Below are 20,526 nucleotides of genomic sequence, written 5' to 3'. Positions count from 1 at the left end.
AGTTTGCTCCGATTGCCTTCGAAAATGGTATGGATTTCCTGCCATATCGGCTCTACCCGATCTATATATCGAGAGAGATCGATGCGGGGTGAAGATGGACCGCGACATCATATTGAAGGCACTGGCGCATCCGTTTCGACGCGATGTCCTGGCGTGGCTGAAGGAGCCTGAACAGCACTTCGCCGCGCAGGCGCATCCGCTCGAGATGGGTGTCTGCGCCAGCCAGTTCGACCATCGCGGCTTGGCGCAGTCCAGCGTCTCGGCGCATCTGGCGACGCTGGCATCGGCCGACCTCGTGACGACGCGTCGGGTCGGCCAATGGGTGTTCTACAAGCGCAACGAAGAAACCATCGCCGCCTTTCAGGCCGCCTTGTCCGATCTCTGACGATCCTCCCCCGATCCCCCGAATGCATGAAAGGCATTTCTCATGACTACCCTCTTTGATCCCTTGCGGGCCGGCGACCTGACGCTGGCGAACCGCATCGTCATGGCGCCGCTGACGCGCAATCGCTCGCCCAATGCGGTGCCCGGCGACCTCTCGGTGACCTATTACAGCCAGCGCGCCACGGCTGGTCTTATCGTGACGGAAGCCACCGCCATCAGCCATCAGGGCCAGGGCTACGCCAACGTGCCCGGCCTCTATGGCGCGGATCAGCTTGCCGGCTGGAAGCGTGTCACCGATGCCGTGCATAGGGGCGGCGGCAAGATCGTGGTGCAGCTCTGGCATGTCGGACGCATCTCGCACAACACATTACAGCCCGGCGGCGGCAAGCCGGTGGCGCCGTCGGCGATCCGAGCAAACTCCAAGACGTTCCTGGTCAAGCCAGATGGCAGCGGCGAGTTCGCCGAGACTTCCGAGCCGCGCGCGCTCGAAACGGCCGAACTTCCCGGCATCGTCGATGATTTCCGCCGCGCCGCCAAGGCGGCGATCGAGGTGGCGGGTTTCGACGGCGTCGAGATCCATGGCGCCAACGGATATCTCATCGACCAGTTCCTGCGTTCGGGCACCAACCATCGCAGCGATGCGTATGGCGGGTCGATCGAGAATCGGACGCGCTTCCTGTTCGAGGTGGTCGACGCGGTCACGGGCGCTGTCGGCGCCGGCAGGACCGGGATCAGGCTGTCGCCGGTGACGCCCGCCAACGACGCTTCGGATAGCGATCCGCAGCCGCTGTTCAACCATGTGGTGACGGGCCTCGGCAGCCGGGGCCTCGCCTATATCCACATCGTCGAAGGCGCGACCGGCGGCGCGCGCGACTTCAGCCAAGGCGACAGACCGTTCGACTATGCGGAGCTCAAAGCCACCTATCGCAAGGCCGGCGGCACCGGCGCCTGGCTGGTGAACAATGGCTACGACAAGGAACTGGCCGAAAAGGCTGTCGGAGACGGCTATGCCGACCTTGTCGCGTTCGGCAAGCTGTTCATCGCCAACCCCGACCTCGTCAGCCGGCTGAAGCGCAATGCCGACCTGAACGCCCCCGACAAGGCGACGTTCTATGGCGGCGATGCCAGGGGCTATACGGATTACCCGACGGCGGCCTGAGCCGCCCCACCCCAGACGGTTTGCCCTTTCGCTTCCAGCGGAAGGGCAGCCGCTCGCCCGGTCCATGATCGGACTGAATATTTGACCCGAACGGCGTACAGATCCGTTGCACCGCAACGCTAACGGCCGCCGGACTGATCGACGGCCTTTCGCCGCCCTCAGTGCCTTAAAATCTTGCTCAGGAAGGCGCGGCTGCGGTCGGTCTTGGGGTGTGAGAAGAACTCGTCGGGCGTGCCGCTTTCGACGATGGCGCCGGCGTCCATGAACACAACGCGTTGGGCGACCTTGCGGGCAAAGCCCATCTCATGCGTCACCACCATCATGGTCATGCCTTCCTCGGCGACGGCGACCATGACGTCGAGCACTTCCGAGATCATTTCGGGGTCGAGGGCGGAGGTCGGTTCGTCGAACAGCATGATCTTGGGCCGCATGCCGAGGCAGCGCGCGATCGCCACGCGCTGCTGCTGGCCGCCGGAGAGCTGCGCCGGATAGGCGTTGACCTTGTCGGCGAGGCCAACCTTGGCCAGCAGTTCGCGCCCGGCATGCTCGGCCTCGGCGCGCGGGATCTTGCGGACATGGATCGGAGCGAGCGTGACGTTTTCGAGCGCGGTCTTGTGCGGGTAGAGGTTGAAGGACTGGAAGACGAAGCCGATCTCGGTGCGCAGCTGCGTCATGTTGGTGGCGGGGTCGCCGACGCGCTGGCCGTCGACGACGAGATCGCCATCCTTGATCGTCTCCAGGCCGTTGATGCAGCGGATCAGCGTGCTCTTGCCCGAGCCGCTCGGGCCGCAGACGACGACCACTTCGCGCGGCTCGACGCTGAGCGTGATATCCCTGAGCACGTTGAGCGCGCCGAACCATTTGTTGACGCCGCGAAAGTCGATCATGCCGGTCTTGGTCAGGCCCGGTTGGGTCATGCCCGCTTTGGTCATAGTGCTTGGCCCTTTGGGGTTCGATGTCACAGCTGCACCTCGCCATGCGCCGCGCCCATGCGGCGTTCGAGCCGGCGGGCCAGCATGATCAGCGGATAACAGACGATGAAATAGCCGACGCCGACGAGGAAGAAGACCAGCAGGCCGTTGGGCACGCGCTGCACCACCAGCCAGCCGACGCGGGTGAGGTCGGTCAGGCCGATGGCCGAGACGACGGAGGAATCCTTGATCAAGAGCACATATTGCCCGACCAGCGGCGGCAGCACGATGCGCATCGCCTGCGGCAGCACCACCTGGCGCATGCGCTGCCAGCGTGACAGGCCGGACGCCAGCGCTGCCTCGACCTGGCCCGTCGGCACCGAACGGATGCCGGCGGCGACGATCTCGCAGATGAAGCAGGCGGCGAGATTGGTCAGCGCGATGATGCCGGCGGTGAAGGCGTCGAGCTCGATGCCGAACTCCGGCAGGATGAAGAAGATCAGGAAGATCTGCACCAGGAACGGCGTGCCGCGGATGAGGTCGACCCAGGCGCCGATGACGCTGGAGATTAGCCGGTTGCCGCCGGTGCGCAGGATGCCGAGACCGAAGCCGAGCAAGGTGCCGAGCACCAGGCTGATCAGCGACAGCACCACCGTCATGCCGAGGCCGCGCAGGGCCAGCGGATAGGAGCCGGCGAGGCTGAGGAATTGTTGCCAGATCATGCGCGCGCCCCCGCCGTGCCGAGCCAGCGGCCGGAGAGAACGGCCAGTGCCTTCAGGCCGTAGTAGAGCAGCAAATAGAAGGCGGCGATGGTGAGAAAGCCTTCCGCCGGCATGAAGCGGTCGGACGCCAGCAGTTGCCCGGCGCGCGTCAGCTCGGCGACCGAGATCAGCGACAGCAGGGCGGAATCCTTGACCAGCACGATCGCCTGGCCGAGCAGCGGCGGGATCGTCACCTTGAAGGCTTGCGGCAGGACGACCAGGCGCATGCGCTGCGTGTAGGTCATGCCCGAGGCGACGCTGGCCTCGACCTGGCCGCGCGGGATCGACAGGATGCCGGCGCGAATGATTTCAGCGATATAGGCGCCGCTGTTCAAGGACAAAGCGAGGATGCCGACGACGAGTTCCGGCAGCACGAAGCCGAGTCGCGGCAGGCCGAAATAGAGGAAATAGAGCTGCGCCAGCAAGGGCGTGGCGCGCACAGCGTCGATATAGGCCTTGGCCGGCGCGCGAAACAGCCAGCCGCGCTGCAAATTCATGGCGCACAGCACGATGCCGACGACGAGCGCGCCGACAAAGGACAGCGCCGACAGCCAGACGGTCGTGACCAGGCCCTGGCCGAACAAAGGCAGGTATTCGACGATGGTGCGGAAACTGAAATTTTCGAGCATGGCGCGCAGCGGTGTGAGTAGTGAGTACGCAGTAGGCAGTAGGCTGTAGGCTGTAGGCAGTAGGCAGTAGGCAGTAGGGGAGTGTGTCGGAATGGAATGGCTATTCACCACTCACTATTCCCTACTGCCTAATTCCTATTCGCTAATTCCTCAGTGGTCTTTCTTCCAGGCGTCGGAATTCACCCAGTAGTCGAGGTTCTTCTGCAGGCGGCCGTCGATGGTGACCTGATTGAGGAACAGGTTCATCCAGATAAGCAGGTCCGGCTCGTCATAGCGGGTGGCGAAGGCAAGCGGCTCCTTCGACAGCAGCTCCGGCATGATGGTGAAGGTGCCGGCCGGATAGGCGGTCGACTGGCCCTTGACCGCCGAGACGTCGTTGACGCCGCAATCGGCCTGGCCGTTGTTGACCGCGTCGAGCAGCAGCGGACCGCCGCCCTTGTAGCTCTTGATGTCGGCATCGGGGAAGGCGGCCTTGGCTTCTTTCTCACCGGTGGCGCCGAGCAGCACCGCGACCTTGGTGCCCTTGGCCTTGCAGTCCTCGGTGGTCTTGAACTTGCTGTCGGCCTTGGTGAAGACGGTGCTGCCCGTGTACATGTAAGGCGTGGTGAAGGCGACCTTCATGCCGCGCGCCAGCGTCGGCGTCATGTCGGCGACCAGAAGATCGGCCTTGCCCGACAAGAGCGCCGGGATCAGGCCGTCCCAGTCGAAGTCGAGGAAGGTGATCTTCACACCCATTTCCTTGGCCATCAGCTCGGCGAGTTCGACCGAACTGCCGGTGCGTTCGCCATTGGCGCCGACAAGCGAGAAGGGCGGACCTTGCGTCTGTACGGCGACGCGCAATTCGCCGCGCTTGGTGATCTCGTCCAGCGTTCCGGCGCTGGCGGCAGCGGTCAAGCCCGCGAGCGCAAGTCCGGCAATGAAAAGTCTGGCAATCTTCATTCTGGCATTCCTCCCAGTTGTTGTTTGCCCGCGGATTCCCTTGGGCGCTTTTTTGAGCGGCGGCGCCGTTTGCCGGCGGCGGCCACCGTTCGAAAATCCTCAGTCCCAGGCCACCGTCTCGGCAATTTTGATGCCGCGTTTGGCCAGTTCGTCGAAGAAGGGTTCGTCGGGCACGTCGAGCAGCGGGTTCAAAAGGCCCGGCGTGGTGATCTCGCGCCGCGCGAGCATCTGCGCTACGATGCTGGCGGGATAGCCGACGCCGAGGCTCATGCCGAACAGGCCCGAGGTCAGGTCGCGCTCGATAATCAGGTCCGATGTCACGGTCTTGGCGCGGCCGCCTTCGAGGCCGGAAAAGACATTGCGCATCACGCAAAGGTCCTTCTCGCCGGGGCCGTATTGCAGTTGCGGGCCGAGCAGCCGGCCGAGGAATTCGCGCGGGCTGCTGGAGGTGCCGGGCACCTTGTCCTCGGAGAGAAAACCAAGCTCCTTCAACGGCGCCCAAAAGGCCGACCATCCCGGCCAGCGCAACGTGTAGCGGCCGGAGCGGCGCAGCCCGTTTGCGGAGGGAAGCATCTCGACATAATGCAGCGCGTCACCATTGGGGAAGGCTTCCAGCCGGCCGAGGCCGGCGACTTCGATCTCATGGATGAAAGGGCTGTCATGCTGGCGCGCGGCGGGTACTTCGACGCGCTTGCCGTCCTCGATCATGACGCTGTCGCGGTTCTGGCTGACCAGGACCATGTCGAAGTTCCAGCTCACCTTGTAGCAAAGCGGCTTGGCCATCGCCTTCGGCTCTGGGATGCCGCCGCAATAGGAATCGATTGATGTGATCGCATCGAACTGTTTTGCGGCGCGGGCGTAGAGCACGAGGTCGATGCCGGGGTCGAGCCCGCATTCGGTCATGATCGAAACACCGGCGCGTTCGGCTTCCGGCGCCAGATCGGCGATGGCCTTGCCGTAATTGGTGGTGACCAGCGGCGTGCGGGTCGCGATGGCGGCTTGCACCGCCTCGCGCATCAGCGGCTGAGGCAGCAAATCTATGACGGCGTCGGCATCGGCCAGCACATCGGCCAGCGCCGGCCCGATCGCGCCGTTGGGCATGACGAAGCGCACGCGGGAAAGGTCGGTCAGATCAGCCAGCCGGGCCGCGCCGTCCGGCGTGGTATCGACGCAGATCACCTCCTCGACGCCACTGGCGACAAGATCGGCGATGGCCGCCCGGCCTTGCAGGCCGAGGCCGCCGAGAACCGCGATCCTCATGCCGGCTCCTTGCGGTCGTCCGACCAGCAGCCTTCCGGCAGGCTGACCCATTTGTTGCAGGACGCCATGACGACGAAGGTCTCGCTGCGCACGACCTCGCCCGGCTCGCCGGCGCCGGGGATCAGTTCGCTGGTGACGCGGTAGAGATCGGCGACGTCACCGGCCACCGTCACGTCGACGATGATGTCGAAGCGCCCGGTGACCACCGAAGCCGAGTTGACGAAGGGCAGTTCGGAAATGCGCTGCGCCAGTTCACGGGCCCGGCCGCGCCCCTGGGCGTTGATGCCGACAATGGCCGAGATCAGCTCGGGCCGTTCGGTCAGGTTCAGCAGGCCGACGATCTTGAGCAGGTTGCGGTCGAGCAAATTGCGCAGCCGCGAGCGCACGGTGGGCACCGAAATCGCCAAGATCTCGGCGAGCCGGTTGATGCCCGGCTGCGCGTCCTGCGACAGCTGTTTCACCAGCCGCCGATCGGTCAGATCGAGATGTTCCCGCAAAAGCCAGTCTTTCATAAATGAGAGAAATAGATGCTATTTTCTTTCTTATGTGAAAAGACAGTATGGGAAATTTTTAATAACAGCAAGGCTCGTATCGCCTCTGGGCTGTGCCCCTCTCTTCTTCCATGCAGGCAGGTGGGATCAAGCGCCTGGTGGTAGATCGGTCGAAGCCGACGCACGGGCCGCTCGAGGGCGCGGCGCACGGCTGGCAAGGCGCGGTCTTCCCGCCTTGCTCTTGCGTCTTCGAATTCAAGGGGTCAGGCGAGCTCGGTGGGCTCCGGAGTGGCGCGCAGGCGGCCGACATCGCGCACCGGCGGTGCGCCGAAGAGGCGGGCATATTCGCGGGAGAACTGGGAAGCGCTTTCATAGCCGACGGAGAAGGCGACGCCGGCCGCATCGCCCGACGTGGCGAGCAGGCGGCGGCGCGCTTCGTTGAGGCGGATGCGCTTCTGGTACTGGATCGGCGTCATCGCCGTGACCGCCTTGAAGTGGCGGTGGAACACCGAGGCGCTCATGCCGCCCATGCGGGCAAGATCCTCGACGCGGAACGGCTCCGCATAGTGGTCGCGGATCCAGGCCAGCGCGCGGCGAATCTGCGACAGGCGGCTATCGGCGCCGGCAATCTGGCGCAGCATGGCGCCTTGCGGCCCCTGCAGCAGCCGAAAAAGGATTTCGCGTTCGAGCAAGGGCGCCAGCACAGGGATTTCGGCCGGATGATCGATGAGCTCAATCATGCGCAGCCACGCATCGACCAGCGCCTCGTCGGCCCGGCTGACGGCAAAGCCATGGCCGATCGGCGCCTCGGCAACGGGCGGCATGTCGAGCAGCAGCGGAGCGATCAGCGTGGTGTCGAGGGCCAGGCTGACCGAGAGGTAGGGATGCTGCGGGCTGGCCTGCAAAACCTTGCCGACGGCCGGCACTTCGACCGCGGCAATGAAGTAGCGGCCGGCGTCGTAATGCAGCAGCTGATCGCCAATCATGACGGATTTGGCGCCCTGCAGGACCAGGCAAAGCCTTGGGTCGTAGAGCCCCAGCAACGGCCCGGTCGTCGCCTCGCCCTTCATGATGGCCACGCGGGGAATCCCGGTTTCGGTCAGCCGGCCGCGCGCATGCCGCATCACCAGCGCTTTGAGGTCGTCGAGCGATTTCATCACAGCCTGTAGATCGCATCGGCGCGGCCGGCAATCAAGCTCCCGGCAGGAATAGGCAAGAACTCACCAGTTTTCGGCACGCGGCGGCCAGCGGTCCGCCCCATCTCTGCCGCAGACCAACCACAGATCAAACTGGAGATGGACATGACCGACAAGACCGCACTGGTGACCGGTGCCAACAAGAGCATCGGCTACGAAACCGCGCGCCGGCTGGGCGAAGCGGGCTACAGGATCTGGCTGGGCAGCCGCGACAGGGAACGCGGCGAAGCTGCGGCGGCCGAGCTCAGGCAAAAGGGGCTTGATGTGCGCATGCTGGAAATCGACGTCGCCAGCGACGCCAGCGTCGAGGCCGCCGCGCTGCGCGTTTTTGAGGAGGACGGACGCCTCGATGCGCTCGTCAACAATGCCGGCATCCTGGGCTCCATGCTCGCTCCCAGTGAAGAGCCCATAGCCATCATCAAGGATGTCTACGAGGTCAACGTGTTCGGCCCGATCCGTACCACGCAGGCCTTCCTGCCGCTGCTCAAGGCTGCCCCGCGCGCCAATGTGGTGATGGTTTCCAGCGGGCTGGGGTCACTCGGCGGGTTGACCGATCCGGCCAGTGAATTCTATGCGATCAATATCCTTGGCTACAACAGCTCCAAAACGGCGCTCAACGCCGCCACCGTTGCCTTCTCGAAGGAGTTTGCCGCAGCGGGTATCAAGGTCAATTCGGCCGATCCCGGCTATACCGCGACGGACTTCAACGGACACAGCGGGTAACGCACCGTGGGGCAGGCGGCCGAGATCATTGTTCGCTTGGCGACCCTGGACGAAAACGGTCCGACCGGCGGCTATTTCTACGATGAGGGTCCGTTGCCCTGGTAACGGCCCGGCAGGCCACCCGTTTCGGCTCCGGCCAGGGCCGCGGCCAGCAGCTTTGCCTGCGGTGTCAGTTCGTCGAAGCTGCGGGCGCAGAGGTTGAGCTGCCGCGTGGCCCAGTCGTCGCTGAGCCGCAGGCTGCGCAGCGTGCGGGCCGAGCGGCGGGCGGCACTCTCCGGCACGATGGCGATGCCGGCACCTTGCGCGACCAGCCGGCGGACATTGTCGAGGCCGGGCACGCGAATGCGGATGTGCAGATGGCCGCCCAGGCGCGCGGCCTGACGGGTGATGTGCTCCTGCAGGGCATGGCCGAGGCTGAGGCCAACGAAGGATTCGCCCAGCATGTCGGCGAGGCTGGCGCTATGCCGGCCGGCAAGCCCCGGCCAGTTCCGCGCGGCGATCACCACCAGCCGGTCGACGAAGAACGGTTTCTGTTCGAGATGCGAGAGGCCGGCCCAGGTCGCGGCGATGCCGAGATCGGCCGCACCGCTTGCCACCGCCTCGGCGATCTCGTGGCTGGGGCGCTCGTCCAAATCAATGTCGATGCCGGGGTGGGCCACCAGGAAGGCCGGCAAGGTATCGCGCAAAAGCTCGGCCGTGGCGGCGGTGTTGGCCACCAGCCGGACACGGGCGCGCAGGCCGCCGGCATAGGCGCCGAGGTCGCCGGCCATCGCCTCCATCTGGTTCTGCACGGCGCGCGCATGATGCAGCAGCGCCTGGCCGGCCGCCGTCGGCACCACGCCGCGGCGGCGGCGTTCCAGCAGCGGCGCGCCGAGCCGCTCCTCCATGCCCTTGATGCGGGCGCTCGCCGAAGCCAGAGCCAGCCCGGCAAGCTCGGCGCCATGGGTGATGCTGCCGCGCTCGGCCACCAGCAGGAACAGCCGGAGATCGGTGAGATCGAAGCGCATTTCTTGCTCCCTGCGAGGTGCACGGCGTTGGCTTCAGCCTTCGTCCTGGACGAAGGCTGACAGCGCAACTTCCACATTGTGCGCGGGCCCGATGTCCGTCAAATCTTTTGCGATGGAGATTTGCGATGAGCGAAAAAGCGCGGGCCGGCTCGGTATTCTTGAAGGGCATGGCGATCGTGCTGGCGGTCGCCGTGGCCTCGCTTGCCATGGCGCAGGCACAGCCTGGCCCGCGCGGATGCACGACGGCGGTTCTCGTCAATCACGATGCCGTGCCGGCGAAACCGGATGCCGATGCCGCGGACATGCTGCTGCATGATTGATCCCGTGGGCATGCTCAGCGCCAGCTCCATCGCCTGGATCGGCGCGATCTTCTTCGCCGCCGGTTTCGTCAAGGGGGGTCGTCGGCATGGGCCTGCCGACCGTGGCGATGGGCCTGCTGGCGGTGACGATGCCGCCGGCCGAGGCCGCCGCCTTGCTTCTGATCCCGTCGCTGGTCACCAATCTCTGGCAGTTGTTCACCGGCCCCGCCTTCGGCGCCCTGTGCAGGCGGCTGTGGACGATGATGGCCGGCATCATGCTGGGCACCGTCGCGGGGGCAGGGGTGCTCACAGGCGCGCATGCGGGCGCGGCCTCTGTGGGGCTTGGGGCAGCGCTTGTGCTTTACGCCATCCTTGGCCTGTTCAAGCTCAGCTTCACCACGCCGGCGCGCCACGAGGCCTTGATGTCACCGCTGGTCGGCGTGGCGACCGGGCTGGTCACCGGCGCGACCGGCGTCTTCGTCGTTCCGGCAGTGCCCTATCTGCAATCGCTGCGGCTGGAGAAGGAAGATCTCATCCAGGCGCTCGGCCTGTCCTTCACCGTCTCGACGGCGGCCCTTGCCATCGGCCTGTTCAGGACGGGCGCGCTGGCATCGCCGGCGGCGCAGCTGACAGGCTCGATCCTGGCGCTGCTGCCCGCGCTGGCCGGCATGTTCATCGGCCAGGCGCTGCGGCAGGCGATGGGCGTCGAGACTTTTCGAAAGGTGTTTTTTGTCGGGCTGCTGACGCTGGGAGTGTATCTGGTGCTGGAGGCGTTGCGGTGAGGTTGGTCTCACTCGGCAATCGACCGGATAACCCGCGCCGGGTTTCCGCCGACAAGCGTGTTCGCGGGAACGTCTTTCGTGACCACCGAGCCCGCCGCAACGACGGCGTTTTCGCCGATGGTCACGCCGCCGATCACCGTAGCGCCGGCGGCGATCCAGACGTTGCGTTCGATGACGATCGGCTTCGCGTTGGTGAAGGCGCGGCGCCGTGACGGTTCGAGCGGGTGGCCTGATGTGATGAGGCTGACATTCGGCCCGATCAGCACGTCGTCGGCAATGTCGAGCCCGCCAAGATCATAAAAGGTGCAGTTCTGATTGATGAAGACATTGCGCCCCACCCGGGTGTCGGCCCCGCCGGTCGCGTAAAAGGGCGGGATCAGCAGGAAGCTGTCGTCCACTTGTCTGCCGATCAGTTCGCTGAACAGGGCGCGGACCTCGTCCGCGTCGTTGAACGTCAGACGGTTGAGACGGGCGGTGATCGCCATCGTCCGCTTGACGTCCACCAGCATGGCCGCCGATTCCGACGTTCTCCCGGGGATTATCCTGGTACGATCCTCATGCGCCATTCGTCGTTTCCTCAGAGGCCCGGTCGAACGAATGTTGGCGCGCGATGGCCGCGCCGGGATGCGCCCCTTGGCTGTCTACTTGAGCATGATTCCGAAAGCCGGTTCCAGCTCTCGGGGTCACACTAACTCTTTGTTTTAACACAATTCCCAAGGGAAAGCGCTTTCGCGCTTTTCCCGGGAAAACCGTTTTACACTTTTCCTGGAATTGCTTTAGCGCACGACCAGCACCGGGATTGCGGTGTAGGACAGCACTTCCGCCGTCTGGCTGCCGAGAAGCAGCTTGCCCAACCCGCGGCGGCCATGCGAGGCCATCACGATCAGGTCGCAGCCTTGCGCCTGCGACAGTTCCAGGATCGCCTCGGCGGGCCGTTTGTCCTCGACATGCACAAGCTTGGCGGACACGCCGGCCGCATCGGCCGAGGCCTTGCACTTGGCCAGAACCTCCTTGCCATATTTGCGCGCCTCTTCCTGGTAGACCGCCAGTTCGTCGCCCGCCGCATAACCGGCCATTGCGCCGCCCCAGGCGAAGATGGGGAACGGTTCCGAGACCGTGACGAGGGTGACGGCGGCGCCGATGCCCTTTGCCAATGTGAGGCCATGGGCAACGCCCTTGTCGGCCAGTTCCGATCCGTCGGTGGCGATAAGCAGATGTTTGTACATGATGATCTGACCTGTTGTGCAAGGGCTGGCGCCCTTGGGGTGGCGGGAGCCTTGGTGCGGCTCCTCCTGATATAGTTGCGCCGCCGGTCTGCTCACAGGGCCAGCGTCATGTGGATCAGGGCCAGGCGAGGAAGCGTGCCGCGGCGATCTTCCGGTATCCCTGTTGGCCTTTGCTCGGTTGTGCCGCGACCGAGGTTATTGCGACGAAGAGCGGGTGCCGAAGACCACGCGCGGGAAGGTCGACCTTAGTGGCTACCTTACGAATTCGTATATCCGCGGCGAGGCGGCGGTAAGTTACGACATCCAACATTGAGATCATCCGCTGCCTTTGACTGACACGTCCCACCGAGAATACAGCAAATGATGATTGCCATGGGCGCTCCGCGGCCATTACGGCCAACAGGCCCAATAAAACGGTCGCCCTCCAAGTTTCGGCGCAAGCTGAACAATTGGGTGCATGAAAGCAAATGGGCGGCGCTTCGGTGGATGTTCCGGCGCGATATCGCCGCCATTCGGTCGGCCCTCGGTGCTGAGCCGTTCACTGCAATCCTTGCTCAATATCCAGACATCGCGCTGAAGCCGGTTCGGCCGTATCTCGCCGCCAATTTGATGCGTATCCATCGTTGTGCCGCCGTCATTGGTCACTACACCGCGGCGGCGCGTCTTTTGACCGAAGCCGCCCTGGTCGAAAGCCACACGCGCGGTCGTCATCTCCTGGCAATGTCGACCGTTGCCGGTGAAGTCACGGTGGAACTGACGGGCCAGGCAGGTTTGTACCGAGAGGGGGAATGGCGCCTTCTCCTGCGCCTGGAAGGACGTCCCGTCATCGAAATGGCGCTCGCGATTGTGGACCGGTCGCTTCTACGTCTCGGTGGCGGCGGCAAGATCCTCTATATCGGCGCTCTGAAGTCGACGTCGACCGGTGTGCAAGGTCTCGAGGATTCCCGGATACTGACCAAAGCCATGGAAGGTCTGCGGCCGAAAACCCTGCTGCTCCTGGTCGCCCAGACTTTGGCATCCTCACTCAAACTGCGTGGCCTTGTCGCGGCATCAAACGCAGGCCACGTCTTTTCGAGGGACTATGCGCTGCGCCGCCGCATCACCGCGGACTATGACAGCTTCTGGGTGGAGTCCGGGGGTAGGCCAATACGTCGGACGATGTATGCCTTGCCCCTGGTGAAGGCTCAACGCGATCCAGCCGACTACAAGCCGAACAAACGGGCGCAAATACGCAAGCGTCAGCGCCGCGAGGTCGAAATCGCGCGTTCTGTCAGCGAATCCGTCAGGCTGTTGCTCCGAAGCTGAACGCCTTGCCGGGCCTGCATCCAGCCAGGTGGCCCACCGCAGGCGCTGGGCAGCTCGCCGAGCATGCCCGGCGGGCCAATCGCGAAACGGTATGATCCTTGGCTTAGAACGGTGCCGCCGGCAGCTCCTGGGTGCCTTCGAGCTTCACAGCCTGGAGTTCGTTCGCGTCATAGCCAAGAGCCCGCAGGATGGTGGGAGCTACCTGCGTCGTCTGCACCAGAGCTGGCACCGACCTCGGCTTGAGCGAAGGACCGCTGATGAGAAGCGCCACGTTGCGATCGTTCGCATTGGCGCCACCGTGCTCGGCAATCTTCGAGCCGGATGTGTAGACCACACCCGGATTGACCGTGGCTATGAAGTCCGGCGTACGGCTGTCGGTGGCCGGATCCTGATAGGCGAGAGCAAGGGCATTCGGCGGCTGGATCTGGGCGATGCCTTCAGCCTTGCTCGATTTCTCGAGATAATCCTGCGCGGCCGCGAGGTTTTTGACCCTGTCTTGCGGCTTGAGCCAGATCAGCGCGGCGTCGTCGGCGATGTGGAAGGCATAGCCCGGTGTCTTCGTATAGGGATCATCGTCCAGTGGCTGGAACGACGCCGGGTCGATGGGCGACTGGCCATGCTTCGAGGCAAGTATGATCAGGGTCGAATTGGCGAGTTTGTTGTCCTTGAGTGCGGCCATCAGTTCGCCGACAGCGCCATCTACATAGGCGAGCTGGCCGGCGAGACCATTGCCAGGCGTGCCGCTGGCATCCAGATAGCCGCCCACCAGACCGGCCTCGTCGCCGGGACCGGCCTTGGGAAGCTTCTGGCCCACGCTCACCGCCTGGAAATTCATGCCGAAAAGCGTGGGAACCGCCGCGGGATGCGAGCCGGTGCTGTCGAGGCCTTTGATTTCGTTGAGCACCGCCTGGACCCGCGCTTCATCGAAGTCGCGCTCGGCCTTGAAGCTTCCCGTCGTCTTGACCTTGGTGCCCGGAATCAGGCTGTCCTGTTCCAACGCGTAGAGGTCGTCGATGCCTTTGCCCGAAGGTCCGTTCAGCCATTCATAGGCGGGGTGCTTGTCGGACCAGGCCGTGCGGCCGCCATGCGCTTTCACGATTTCGAAGACGTTGTTGACCCGCACGAAATCATGCGGATAGACCACCGAGCATTTGCCGTTGATCAGCGTCATCGGCAGCTTTGCCGGGTCGATCTGGCTGCGGTAATCGCCAGGCTTGCCACCACCATCAAGGCGCGTCGAATCGACGTCGATGTTCTCGGCGAAGGCCACCTCGGCACCCGGCTCGCCCTTGCAGTCCGAAGCCGGCGCGAAATAGGTGCGGTCGTAGCTGTCGTCGTAGAACACGCCCGTCGATCTGGGTGTGCCGCCGGTTACCTGTGCCACAAGGCCAGGAAACGAGTCGGATGGGGCGCTGGCGAGCGCATTCGGATAGAAAATCCCGGTATCGGCGAGCGCGGCGAGCGAGCTTTTCGGATTTGCGGCGACATAGTTTGCCAGATCGAGCGCATGAAGCCCGTCGACGCTGATGAGCAGTACGTGCTTGTAGGGCGCGGCGATGGCGCTGGAATTAGACAGCGCGCCAGCCAATGCCGCCGTCAGCGTACCGGCAGCCAACGCCAGAGATAGTGTTTTCATTGAAGTGTCCCTCGTCTCGCAGCCCGCGATGGATCAAGGATAGGCGAGTGCACATGACAGGTTCATGAAAACTCGTTGGCAAAGGACCTTACGGATTGGTAAGCCAGCGGTGATGCACAAGAACCGCCGCCGCCAAGCTGCGAAACGCAGGCGGCGAAGCGGCGCTCAAGTGCCCGCGATGGCCGCCGGGTCTTTCGCTCCCTTGCGCCGACCGCTACAGCTTTGGCCCGACATCAACGAAGGGCCGAGCGTATGAGCAGCGCGTATCCGCAAATCCATCTGGTCCGGCATGGCGAGACGGCGTGGAGCCTTTCGGGGCAGCATACCGGTCGCACCGACATGCCGCTGACGCCGGCGGGCGAGGCCGCCGCGCGGGGCGTGGCGGAGCGGCTCAAGGGTCAGTCGTTCTCGGCGGTGTGGTCGAGCCCCTCGCAGCGCGCCTACAACACCAGCGTGCTGGCCGGCTTTGGTGCGCAAAGCGTCAGAAACGACGATCTGCAGGAGTGGGACTACGGCGCCTATGAGGGGCGGACAACCAAGGAAATCCTGGCCGATCGGCCAGGCTGGAACGTGTTTCGCGACGGCTGCCCGCAAGGCGAGATGGCCGCCGATGTCGGCGCCCGCGCCGACCGGATCATCAAACAGCTTCGCGAAGCCGGCGGCTCGATCCTGATCTTTTCCAGCGCGCATTTCCTGCGCGTGCTCGCCGCCCGCTGGCTCGGCCTGCCGCCGGAAGGCGGCGCGCTGTTCGTGCTCGATACGGCCAGCATCAGCGTGCTCGGCTACGAGCATGATCTCAGCGAGCCGGTCGTGCGCAAGTGGAACCTGAAGTAGCGGCGGCTACTTCTCGAACTTCCGGATCGCTTCGGCCGTCACCGGCGTGAAGAAATTCACCAGATTGCCGTCGGGGTCGCGAAACAGCAGCGAGCGGTTGCCCCAGGGCATGGTGGTCGGCTTCTGCACGGTCGTGTCCCTGATGAAGTCCGACAGCCGGGCGAATTCGGCATCGACATCGCCGACGCGGAATTCGAGGATGGCCGTGTGGTTGTCGGCGGGGCGGGCGATGTCGCCGCCGAACAGCATCAAGGTGCGCGTGCTGCCGATCGCCAGCGTGCAGGAAGGCGTCGCGAGTTCCGCGAAGTCCTCGGTGTAGACCGTCACCGGCATGCCGGTGATCTCGCCGTAGAAGCGCGCGAGGCGCTGAACATCCGAGGTGATGATGCGGACAGAGACGAAATTCATTATTGGCTCCTTGATCGTCGAAGCCGCGGCCGGGCTTCCCGGCCGCTCTATAGGCCAGGCCTCCTGACAGCTTTCCGTCAGCAGAGGATTGCGACGGCTACGCTTCCGGTCCGGACCAGACCGGCGGCAGGCCGAAGGCGGCGAACAGGCCGGGGCCGAGCGGGGCGACATAGACCGTGAGCGATACGATGCCGCCATCGGCCGGCTCGATGACATGCAGGGATTGCGCGCGCCATTCCGGCTCCTGATGGCGCCGGGCATAGATCGCGACCGCCGGCTGGCCGTTGGCCCGTGTCGCCACGGCGCGGTAGCCGGCGAAATTGCTCCACACCGTCTTGAAGAAACCATGGATCGCCTGACGTCCCCGGTACCAGTCGCGCCATGGCGGCATGTGGTAGGTGGCGTCCTCGCGCAGCAGCGCGACCAAGCCGTCGAGATTGGCGGCCTGCCAGGCGCTGAGATAGCGTTCGAGCAGCACGCCTTCCTGCGGGTTGGGCTGCGATCGTTGCTGGGGGCGTCCCTGCGGATAGCGCTCACCCAGCGTCGCGCGCGCCCGCTGCAGCGCGCTGTTGACCGAGGCGGTCGAGCCGCCCAGCAATTGCGCGGTCTCCAGCGCCGACCAGCCCAGCACGTCGCACAGCAGAAGGGATGCGCGTTGCCTCGGCGGCAATAGCTGGATGGCGGCGACGAAGGCAAGCCGCACGGCCTCGTTTGTCTCGTAGCGCGCATCCGGGCCGGGCTCGCCATCGACAAGGTCCGGCAGCTCGGCGTCGGGGTAGGGCTCCAGCCAGGAGAGCTCGGCGGCGGCCGGCCCGGCGGCGGCGCGCCCTTTGCTCGGCGGCCGTGCGGGCTCTTCTAGGATGCGGTACGCCGACGACCGCGCCTTGATGGCGTTGAGGCAGGCGTTGGTGGCGATCGAATAGAGCCAGCCGCGCGGCGAGCCGCGCCCGTCGAATTGCGCGCGGCCGCGCCAGGCCTTGAGGAACGTCTCCTGGACGAGATCGTCGGCCTCGTGCAGCGAGCCCATCATCCGGTAGCAATGCAGCTTCAGCGCCCGGCGGTGGGCCATCGTCAGGCGCTCGAAGGCAGGCCGATCGAGGATCGGCCCGCCTGTCGGGTCCAGCGGCTCAAGCGGGCCGGGAGCGTCTGTCATATCGAGCCTGCCGTGCGGAGTTCGTCTCGCATCCTGCGCGCCTCATGCCGCAGCGGCAAGGCCGCTGCCGCTGACCGTGAAGGCGATGCCTGGCACCTTGCCGCCGGCCAGCGCCACCACGGCGCGCCCGACATCGGCGGGCGTCTGCACATCGCCCATGCTGGCCAGGAAATCCGCCGGGCTGATGCCGAGATAGGCGGAGATGCTCGAAATGCCGCGCTGGCCGACGCCGGTGCCGGCCATGATGCGCATCGGCGCCAGCGCCATGAAGCGCAGGCCAAGGCCAAGCCGGTCGGCCTCCTTCTGGCTGTGGGCGGCGAGGAACATCTGCATTTGCTTGGCGCCGGAATAGCCGCCGGAGTTCGGCGGTCCGCCGCTGAATGCCGCGCCGCTGGAGATCAGCACGACGCGGCTGCCCGGCTTCAACCGGCCCTGAAGTGCTGCCCTGCAGAACAGGAACGATGCCTTGACGTCCGTCTCCCAATTCGCCGAGAAATCGTCCCAGCTCTGGTCCTGGATGCAGGCCGACGGGGCAAAGGCGCCGGCGCAGATCACCAGCACGTCGGGCTGCAGCGCGGCGAACACCGTGTCGGGCGCCGTGTCCTGCGTGGCGTCGGCGGCCAGCGTCCTGACTCCAGACGCCTCCCAGGCGAGCTCCTTCAGGGCTTCCGCGCCGCGGGCGACGGCAAGCACATCTGCGCCTTCGCCGAGCGCAGCTTCGACGATCGAGCGGCCGACACCCCGGCTGCCTCCGACCACGACGACATTTTGACCTTGCAACGATCCCATGGATCACCTCGCTTTTCCGGCCCGGACAATTCCGGCGCCTGTAGGTGAAGACAGGGGAGGCGGGCGGAAATCATCGGTGGGGCGGCGAAAATCTTTCGCGGGCGCGGATCAGGCGGCTCTCATTCGTTGGTAGTGGGGTAATTTGAAACTCTTACATGAAAAAGGCCGCTGGTGGAGAGCGGCCCTGCCGACGACGGGAGTCGAACCCGCAGTCTAATTAAAGACATGGTTTGCCATGGCCTTACCATTCGGCCGAACGCCGGCTGGCTCAATCTATCAGGCCGCGCTCTTTTTGTAAGGCCGCGCTTTGGCGGCGGACAATCCCAACGGCGTCACCGTGGCCCATGATTTCGCCAGTGCCGCCGAAGCGCAGGCCTTCATCAAGAACCCAAAATTGAAGGAGGCGATGGCGAGCGCCGGCGTGGTCGGCGCGCCAAGCATGTGGATCACCAACAAGGCTTGATGGGCCGCCGCCCATCTCCTCGTTCCAACGCAAACTCCCGACGGAAAACTGAGCCTGGGCCGCTTGCGGTCTGGCCGGCGGGACGCTTGCTCAGCCGCCCAGCAGCGCCAGCTCCTCCGGCGTCAAATGCCGCGCGGTGCCCTTGGCGAGGCCGCCCAACGGCAGCCGGCCGATGGCGATGCGGATGAGGCGCTTGACCTCGATGCCGTGCGCGGCGAGCAGCCGGCGGATGTGGCGGTTGCGCCCCTCGTCCAGCACGATCTCCAGCCAGGCGGTGCGGCCGCCGCTGCGCAAAAGCGCGATCGAATTGGCGGCCAGGGTCTCGCCGTCGACGCTGACACCCGCACGCAGCGTTTGCAGCATCGCTTCGTCAGGCACCATGCCGACCTGGACGTGATAGGTCTTGGGCAGATGCGAGGCCGGGTCCATCAGCCGGTTGGCGAAATGGGTGTCGTTGGTCATCAGCAGCAGGCCTTCGCTGGCCTTGTCGAGGCGGCCGACCGGCGAGACAAAGGGCAAATCGAGTCCTTCCAGGCAGGTATAGACGGTGTCGCGCTGTTGCGGGTCGTCGCGGGTGGTGACCAGCCCGCGCGGCTTGTTGAGCATGACATAGACCTTGCGTTCGGCAACGACAGGCGCGCCGTCGACGACGATGCGGTCGCGGTTCAGGTCGACGCGCAGCGCGGCATCGCGCGCCACCTTGCCGCCGACGCGCACGCGGCCTTCCGCGATCAGCACCTCGGCCTGCGTGCGCGAGCACAGGCCGAGTTTCGACAGCGCGCGGTTGAGGCTGACGCCGGGCGGCTTGGTTGTGGGCGATGTCGGTCGTGCTGCCATTCTGCTGCGGGTCGGTCCTTTGTATCGGACAGATGGCATGGGAGGCGCGGGAATCGCAAGCGATGGCCTTGTCCTGGATCAAGGTCGCGGTCGGCAGGCAATCGTGTAAGCGGTCCGACAGTCGGGCGGCCGCTTACACGGCGTTCCCGACCAGCGCGCCGATGCCGGCGGTGAGCGCCATGGCGAAGGCGCCCCAGAAGGTCACGCGCAACGTTGCGCGAAGGATGTTGGCGCCGCCCGCCTTGGCGCCGATGGCGCCCAGCAGGGCAAGGAAAAGCAGGGACGCAATCGACACCGCCAGCACCAGCATGGAGGCGGGCGACACCAGCACCATGAGCAGCGGCATTGCCGCGCCCACACTGAAGGTCGCCGCCGAGGTCAGCGCCGCCTGGATCGGCCGTGCCGTGGTCATTTCCGAAATGCCGAGTTCGTCGTGGGCATGCGCGGCCAGCGCATCCTTGGCCATGAGCTGGTCGGCGACCTGGCGGGCCAGGTCCGTCTCCAGCCCACGCTTGACGTAGATTTGCGCCAACTCCTCGCGCTCGAATTCGGGCTGGGTCGCGAGTTCCTGGCGTTCGCGGGCGAGGTCGGCATTCTCGGTGTCCGACTGGGAGCTGACCGAGACATATTCGCCGGCCGCCATCGACATGGCGCCTGCCACCAGGCCGGCTATGCCGGCGACCAGAACCTGCGAAGCCGGCGCTGCGGCCGACGCCACGCCGACGATCAGGCTCGCGGTCGAGACGATGCCGTCATTGGCCCCCAGGACGGCGGCGCGCAGCCAGCCGATGCGCGACACCTGGTGGTTTTCGACATGCAGCCGGCTCATGCTTTTCTCCTGATCTTGCCTTCGAGTTTCGTGGCGGCGGCGACTGTATTGGAAATCGTGCCGTACTTGCGGACATTCTTGTGCAGCAACTCCAGCCGCTGGTCGGTTTCATCGGTGTCGACGACAAGCTCGTAGTCGATCGAGGCAATCCCCGGCGGGCTGTCGCGCCGAACGGCATGCAATGCGACCATGACGCCGCGCAGTTTGAAACCGAGCATCGGGGTGACTCGTTCGATGCCCTTGATCATGCAGCCGGCGATCGCCGCCAGAAGCAGTTCGGCTGGATTGAAGGCATCGGCCCGGCCCTCGAGACTGGTGTCGAGAACGAGTGCGGCGTCCTTGGTCGTGGCTGCGCTGCCTCGTGCATCGGTCCGTCTGGCTTCGACGCTGTATTCGAACATGGGGCCACCTGCTTCGCCGCCCGCGCGGCGGGCGCCATTCAGGCGTTTCTAGCCTCTTTTCAGGAATCCGGTTTTGATCCACGTCAGAATCCGGCCCTGCTGGC

Annotated in this window: 23 protein-coding genes, 1 tRNA gene and 2 pseudogenes; 8 read left to right on the top strand and 18 right to left on the bottom strand. The window is 65.1% G+C overall.

Annotated elements, in window-relative coordinates; translation table 11 throughout:
- The first annotated feature begins 94 nt into the window (after positions 1-94).
- Together AB4Z43_RS16650 and AB4Z43_RS16645 are read left to right on the top strand one after the other, a co-directional pair.
- Positions 95-385: an ArsR/SmtB family transcription factor gene (locus AB4Z43_RS16650; protein WP_032931173.1), complete on the top strand. Its 291-nt coding sequence runs from the start codon at positions 95-97 to the stop codon at positions 383-385.
- A 42-nt stretch (positions 386-427) separates the two neighbouring features.
- Complete coding sequence (locus AB4Z43_RS16645) at positions 428-1,543, top strand: alkene reductase (protein WP_441938451.1); 1,116 nt, start codon at positions 428-430, stop codon at positions 1,541-1,543.
- A 158-nt stretch (positions 1,544-1,701) separates the two neighbouring features.
- Here AB4Z43_RS16645 and AB4Z43_RS16640 read toward each other — a convergent pair whose 3' ends face one another.
- The 7 genes from AB4Z43_RS16640 to AB4Z43_RS16610 form a co-directional block, all read right to left on the bottom strand.
- Positions 1,702-2,475 (bottom strand): amino acid ABC transporter ATP-binding protein, encoded by a 774-nt coding sequence (locus tag AB4Z43_RS16640; RefSeq protein WP_019859629.1) that lies wholly within the window; start codon positions 2,473-2,475, stop codon positions 1,702-1,704.
- 26 nt (positions 2,476-2,501) lie between these two features.
- The gene (locus tag AB4Z43_RS16635; RefSeq protein WP_019859628.1) at positions 2,502-3,176 is read right to left on the bottom strand and encodes an amino acid ABC transporter permease; all 675 of its coding nucleotides are present in this window, start codon (positions 3,174-3,176) and stop codon (positions 2,502-2,504) included.
- Positions 3,173-3,844 (bottom strand): amino acid ABC transporter permease, encoded by a 672-nt coding sequence (locus tag AB4Z43_RS16630; RefSeq protein WP_441938448.1) that lies wholly within the window; start codon positions 3,842-3,844, stop codon positions 3,173-3,175. Before AB4Z43_RS16630 ends, AB4Z43_RS16635 begins: the two co-directional genes overlap by 4 nt.
- Positions 3,845-3,994: 150 nt before the next feature.
- Positions 3,995-4,783: an ABC transporter substrate-binding protein gene (locus tag AB4Z43_RS16625; protein WP_441938446.1), complete on the bottom strand. Its 789-nt coding sequence runs from the start codon at positions 4,781-4,783 to the stop codon at positions 3,995-3,997.
- A 99-nt stretch (positions 4,784-4,882) separates the two neighbouring features.
- Entirely contained in the window at positions 4,883-6,043 is a 1,161-nt protein-coding gene (locus tag AB4Z43_RS16620) for a saccharopine dehydrogenase family protein (RefSeq protein WP_202379888.1), read from the bottom strand.
- A complete protein-coding gene (locus AB4Z43_RS16615) occupies positions 6,040-6,540 on the bottom strand; it encodes an Lrp/AsnC family transcriptional regulator (protein WP_010910740.1) in 501 nt (166 codons plus the stop codon). Before AB4Z43_RS16615 ends, AB4Z43_RS16620 begins: the two co-directional genes overlap by 4 nt.
- 257 nt (positions 6,541-6,797) lie before the next feature.
- Entirely contained in the window at positions 6,798-7,694 is an 897-nt protein-coding gene (locus tag AB4Z43_RS16610) for an AraC family transcriptional regulator (protein ID WP_019859623.1), read from the bottom strand.
- A gap of 135 nt (positions 7,695-7,829) precedes the next feature.
- Between AB4Z43_RS16610 and AB4Z43_RS16605 the strand changes: the two are divergent.
- Positions 7,830-8,558 (top strand): annotated as a pseudogene (locus AB4Z43_RS16605) (SDR family oxidoreductase).
- Here AB4Z43_RS16605 and AB4Z43_RS16600 read toward each other — a convergent pair.
- Positions 8,531-9,460 (bottom strand): LysR substrate-binding domain-containing protein, encoded by a 930-nt coding sequence (locus AB4Z43_RS16600; RefSeq protein ID WP_441938443.1) that lies wholly within the window; start codon positions 9,458-9,460, stop codon positions 8,531-8,533. The pseudogene AB4Z43_RS16605 and the gene AB4Z43_RS16600 sit on opposite strands and share 28 nt — an antisense overlap.
- 125 nt (positions 9,461-9,585) lie before the next feature.
- On the opposite strand from AB4Z43_RS16600, the gene AB4Z43_RS16595 reads away from it, so the two are divergent.
- Together AB4Z43_RS16595 and AB4Z43_RS16590 are read left to right on the top strand one after the other, a co-directional pair.
- Positions 9,586-9,780, top strand: a complete 195-nt coding sequence (locus AB4Z43_RS16595) for a hypothetical protein (RefSeq protein WP_069092720.1) — start codon at positions 9,586-9,588, stop codon at positions 9,778-9,780.
- Between the two features lie 10 nt (positions 9,781-9,790).
- Positions 9,791-10,541, top strand: a pseudogene (locus tag AB4Z43_RS16590) (sulfite exporter TauE/SafE family protein).
- An 8-nt stretch (positions 10,542-10,549) separates the two neighbouring features.
- Here the strand turns inward: AB4Z43_RS16590 and AB4Z43_RS16585 are convergent.
- On the bottom strand, positions 10,550-11,026 hold the full coding sequence (locus AB4Z43_RS16585) for a sugar O-acetyltransferase (protein WP_223217898.1): 477 nt from the start codon (positions 11,024-11,026) through the stop codon (positions 10,550-10,552).
- Positions 11,027-11,317: 291 nt separating this feature from the next.
- Entirely contained in the window at positions 11,318-11,767 is a 450-nt protein-coding gene (locus AB4Z43_RS16580; protein ID WP_064985884.1) for a universal stress protein, read from the bottom strand.
- Positions 11,768-12,127: 360 nt separating this feature from the next.
- Here AB4Z43_RS16580 and AB4Z43_RS16575 point away from each other — a divergent pair, with 360 nt between their 5' ends.
- Complete coding sequence (locus AB4Z43_RS16575; protein ID WP_223217899.1) at positions 12,128-13,072, top strand: VirK/YbjX family protein; 945 nt, start codon at positions 12,128-12,130, stop codon at positions 13,070-13,072.
- A gap of 103 nt (positions 13,073-13,175) precedes the next feature.
- Here AB4Z43_RS16575 and AB4Z43_RS16570 read toward each other — a convergent pair whose 3' ends face one another.
- Positions 13,176-14,708 carry an alkaline phosphatase family protein gene (locus tag AB4Z43_RS16570; RefSeq protein WP_027047111.1) on the bottom strand — a complete coding sequence of 511 codons (1,533 nt, stop codon included), beginning with the start codon at positions 14,706-14,708 and terminating at the stop codon, positions 13,176-13,178.
- Between the two features lie 252 nt (positions 14,709-14,960).
- Here AB4Z43_RS16570 and AB4Z43_RS16565 point away from each other — a divergent pair, with 252 nt between their 5' ends.
- On the top strand, positions 14,961-15,542 hold the full coding sequence (locus AB4Z43_RS16565) for a histidine phosphatase family protein (protein WP_038648372.1): 582 nt from the start codon (positions 14,961-14,963) through the stop codon (positions 15,540-15,542).
- A gap of 6 nt (positions 15,543-15,548) precedes the next feature.
- Here AB4Z43_RS16565 and AB4Z43_RS16560 read toward each other — a convergent pair whose 3' ends face one another.
- From AB4Z43_RS16560 to AB4Z43_RS16545, 4 genes are all read right to left on the bottom strand, one after another.
- Positions 15,549-15,950, bottom strand: a complete 402-nt coding sequence (locus AB4Z43_RS16560; protein ID WP_441938439.1) for a VOC family protein — start codon at positions 15,948-15,950, stop codon at positions 15,549-15,551.
- Between the two features lie 97 nt (positions 15,951-16,047).
- Positions 16,048-17,103 (bottom strand): sigma-70 family RNA polymerase sigma factor, encoded by a 1,056-nt coding sequence (locus AB4Z43_RS16555; RefSeq protein WP_202362079.1) that lies wholly within the window; start codon positions 17,101-17,103, stop codon positions 16,048-16,050.
- Between the two features lie 42 nt (positions 17,104-17,145).
- Entirely contained in the window at positions 17,146-17,892 is a 747-nt protein-coding gene (locus tag AB4Z43_RS16550; protein WP_441938437.1) for an SDR family NAD(P)-dependent oxidoreductase, read from the bottom strand.
- A gap of 185 nt (positions 17,893-18,077) precedes the next feature.
- Positions 18,078-18,156 (bottom strand) — tRNA-Gly (locus AB4Z43_RS16545).
- Positions 18,157-18,199: 43 nt separating this feature from the next.
- Between AB4Z43_RS16545 and AB4Z43_RS16540 the strand changes: the two genes are divergently transcribed.
- Positions 18,200-18,355, top strand: a complete 156-nt coding sequence (locus AB4Z43_RS16540) for a hypothetical protein (RefSeq protein WP_441938435.1) — start codon at positions 18,200-18,202, stop codon at positions 18,353-18,355.
- 90 nt (positions 18,356-18,445) lie between these two features.
- Here AB4Z43_RS16540 and AB4Z43_RS16535 read toward each other — a convergent pair whose 3' ends face one another.
- From AB4Z43_RS16535 to AB4Z43_RS16525, 3 genes are all read right to left on the bottom strand, one after another.
- Positions 18,446-19,192: a pseudouridine synthase gene (locus AB4Z43_RS16535; RefSeq protein WP_441938433.1), complete on the bottom strand. Its 747-nt coding sequence runs from the start codon at positions 19,190-19,192 to the stop codon at positions 18,446-18,448.
- A 133-nt stretch (positions 19,193-19,325) separates the two neighbouring features.
- On the bottom strand, positions 19,326-20,021 hold the full coding sequence (locus AB4Z43_RS16530) for a VIT1/CCC1 transporter family protein (protein ID WP_019859607.1): 696 nt from the start codon (positions 20,019-20,021) through the stop codon (positions 19,326-19,328).
- On the bottom strand, positions 20,018-20,422 hold the full coding sequence (locus AB4Z43_RS16525; protein ID WP_019859606.1) for an OsmC family protein: 405 nt from the start codon (positions 20,420-20,422) through the stop codon (positions 20,018-20,020). The genes AB4Z43_RS16530 and AB4Z43_RS16525 overlap by 4 nt, the downstream gene beginning before the upstream one ends.
- Between the last annotated feature and the right edge of the window lie 104 nt (positions 20,423-20,526).

The organism is Mesorhizobium sp. 2RAF45 (assembly GCF_052115225.1).
GTDB classification, from domain to species: domain Bacteria; phylum Pseudomonadota; class Alphaproteobacteria; order Rhizobiales; family Rhizobiaceae; genus Mesorhizobium; species Mesorhizobium jarvisii.
Note: the sequence above shows the minus strand (reverse complement) of the source record. Positions and strands in the feature narration are given on the sequence as shown.

What these genes read in the sequence shown, in the direction of transcription:
- AB4Z43_RS16650 (WP_032931173.1), top strand. Translation starts at nt 95, where the DNA reads ATGGACCGCGACATCATATTGAAGGCACTGGCGCATCCGTTTCGACGC.
- AB4Z43_RS16645 (WP_441938451.1), top strand. Translation starts at nt 428, where the DNA reads ATGACTACCCTCTTTGATCCCTTGCGGGCCGGCGACCTGACGCTGGCG.
- AB4Z43_RS16640 (WP_019859629.1), bottom strand. Translation starts at nt 2,475, where the DNA reads ATGACCAAAGCGGGCATGACCCAACCGGGCCTGACCAAGACCGGCATG.
- AB4Z43_RS16635 (WP_019859628.1), bottom strand. Translation starts at nt 3,176, where the DNA reads ATGATCTGGCAACAATTCCTCAGCCTCGCCGGCTCCTATCCGCTGGCC.
- AB4Z43_RS16630 (WP_441938448.1), bottom strand. Translation starts at nt 3,844, where the DNA reads ATGCTCGAAAATTTCAGTTTCCGCACCATCGTCGAATACCTGCCTTTG.
- AB4Z43_RS16625 (WP_441938446.1), bottom strand. Translation starts at nt 4,783, where the DNA reads ATGAAGATTGCCAGACTTTTCATTGCCGGACTTGCGCTCGCGGGCTTG.
- AB4Z43_RS16620 (WP_202379888.1), bottom strand. Translation starts at nt 6,043, where the DNA reads ATGAGGATCGCGGTTCTCGGCGGCCTCGGCCTGCAAGGCCGGGCGGCC.
- AB4Z43_RS16600 (WP_441938443.1), bottom strand. Translation starts at nt 9,460, where the DNA reads ATGCGCTTCGATCTCACCGATCTCCGGCTGTTCCTGCTGGTGGCCGAG.
- AB4Z43_RS16595 (WP_069092720.1), top strand. Translation starts at nt 9,586, where the DNA reads ATGAGCGAAAAAGCGCGGGCCGGCTCGGTATTCTTGAAGGGCATGGCG.
- AB4Z43_RS16585 (WP_223217898.1), bottom strand. Translation starts at nt 11,026, where the DNA reads ATGGCGATCACCGCCCGTCTCAACCGTCTGACGTTCAACGACGCGGAC.
- AB4Z43_RS16580 (WP_064985884.1), bottom strand. Translation starts at nt 11,767, where the DNA reads ATGTACAAACATCTGCTTATCGCCACCGACGGATCGGAACTGGCCGAC.
- AB4Z43_RS16575 (WP_223217899.1), top strand. Translation starts at nt 12,128, where the DNA reads ATGATGATTGCCATGGGCGCTCCGCGGCCATTACGGCCAACAGGCCCA.
- AB4Z43_RS16570 (WP_027047111.1), bottom strand. Translation starts at nt 14,708, where the DNA reads ATGAAAACACTATCTCTGGCGTTGGCTGCCGGTACGCTGACGGCGGCA.
- AB4Z43_RS16565 (WP_038648372.1), top strand. Translation starts at nt 14,961, where the DNA reads ATGAGCAGCGCGTATCCGCAAATCCATCTGGTCCGGCATGGCGAGACG.
- AB4Z43_RS16560 (WP_441938439.1), bottom strand. Translation starts at nt 15,950, where the DNA reads ATGAATTTCGTCTCTGTCCGCATCATCACCTCGGATGTTCAGCGCCTC.
- AB4Z43_RS16555 (WP_202362079.1), bottom strand. Translation starts at nt 17,103, where the DNA reads ATGACAGACGCTCCCGGCCCGCTTGAGCCGCTGGACCCGACAGGCGGG.
- AB4Z43_RS16550 (WP_441938437.1), bottom strand. Translation starts at nt 17,892, where the DNA reads ATGGGATCGTTGCAAGGTCAAAATGTCGTCGTGGTCGGAGGCAGCCGG.
- AB4Z43_RS16535 (WP_441938433.1), bottom strand. Translation starts at nt 19,192, where the DNA reads ATGGCAGCACGACCGACATCGCCCACAACCAAGCCGCCCGGCGTCAGC.
- AB4Z43_RS16530 (WP_019859607.1), bottom strand. Translation starts at nt 20,021, where the DNA reads ATGAGCCGGCTGCATGTCGAAAACCACCAGGTGTCGCGCATCGGCTGG.
- AB4Z43_RS16525 (WP_019859606.1), bottom strand. Translation starts at nt 20,422, where the DNA reads ATGTTCGAATACAGCGTCGAAGCCAGACGGACCGATGCACGAGGCAGC.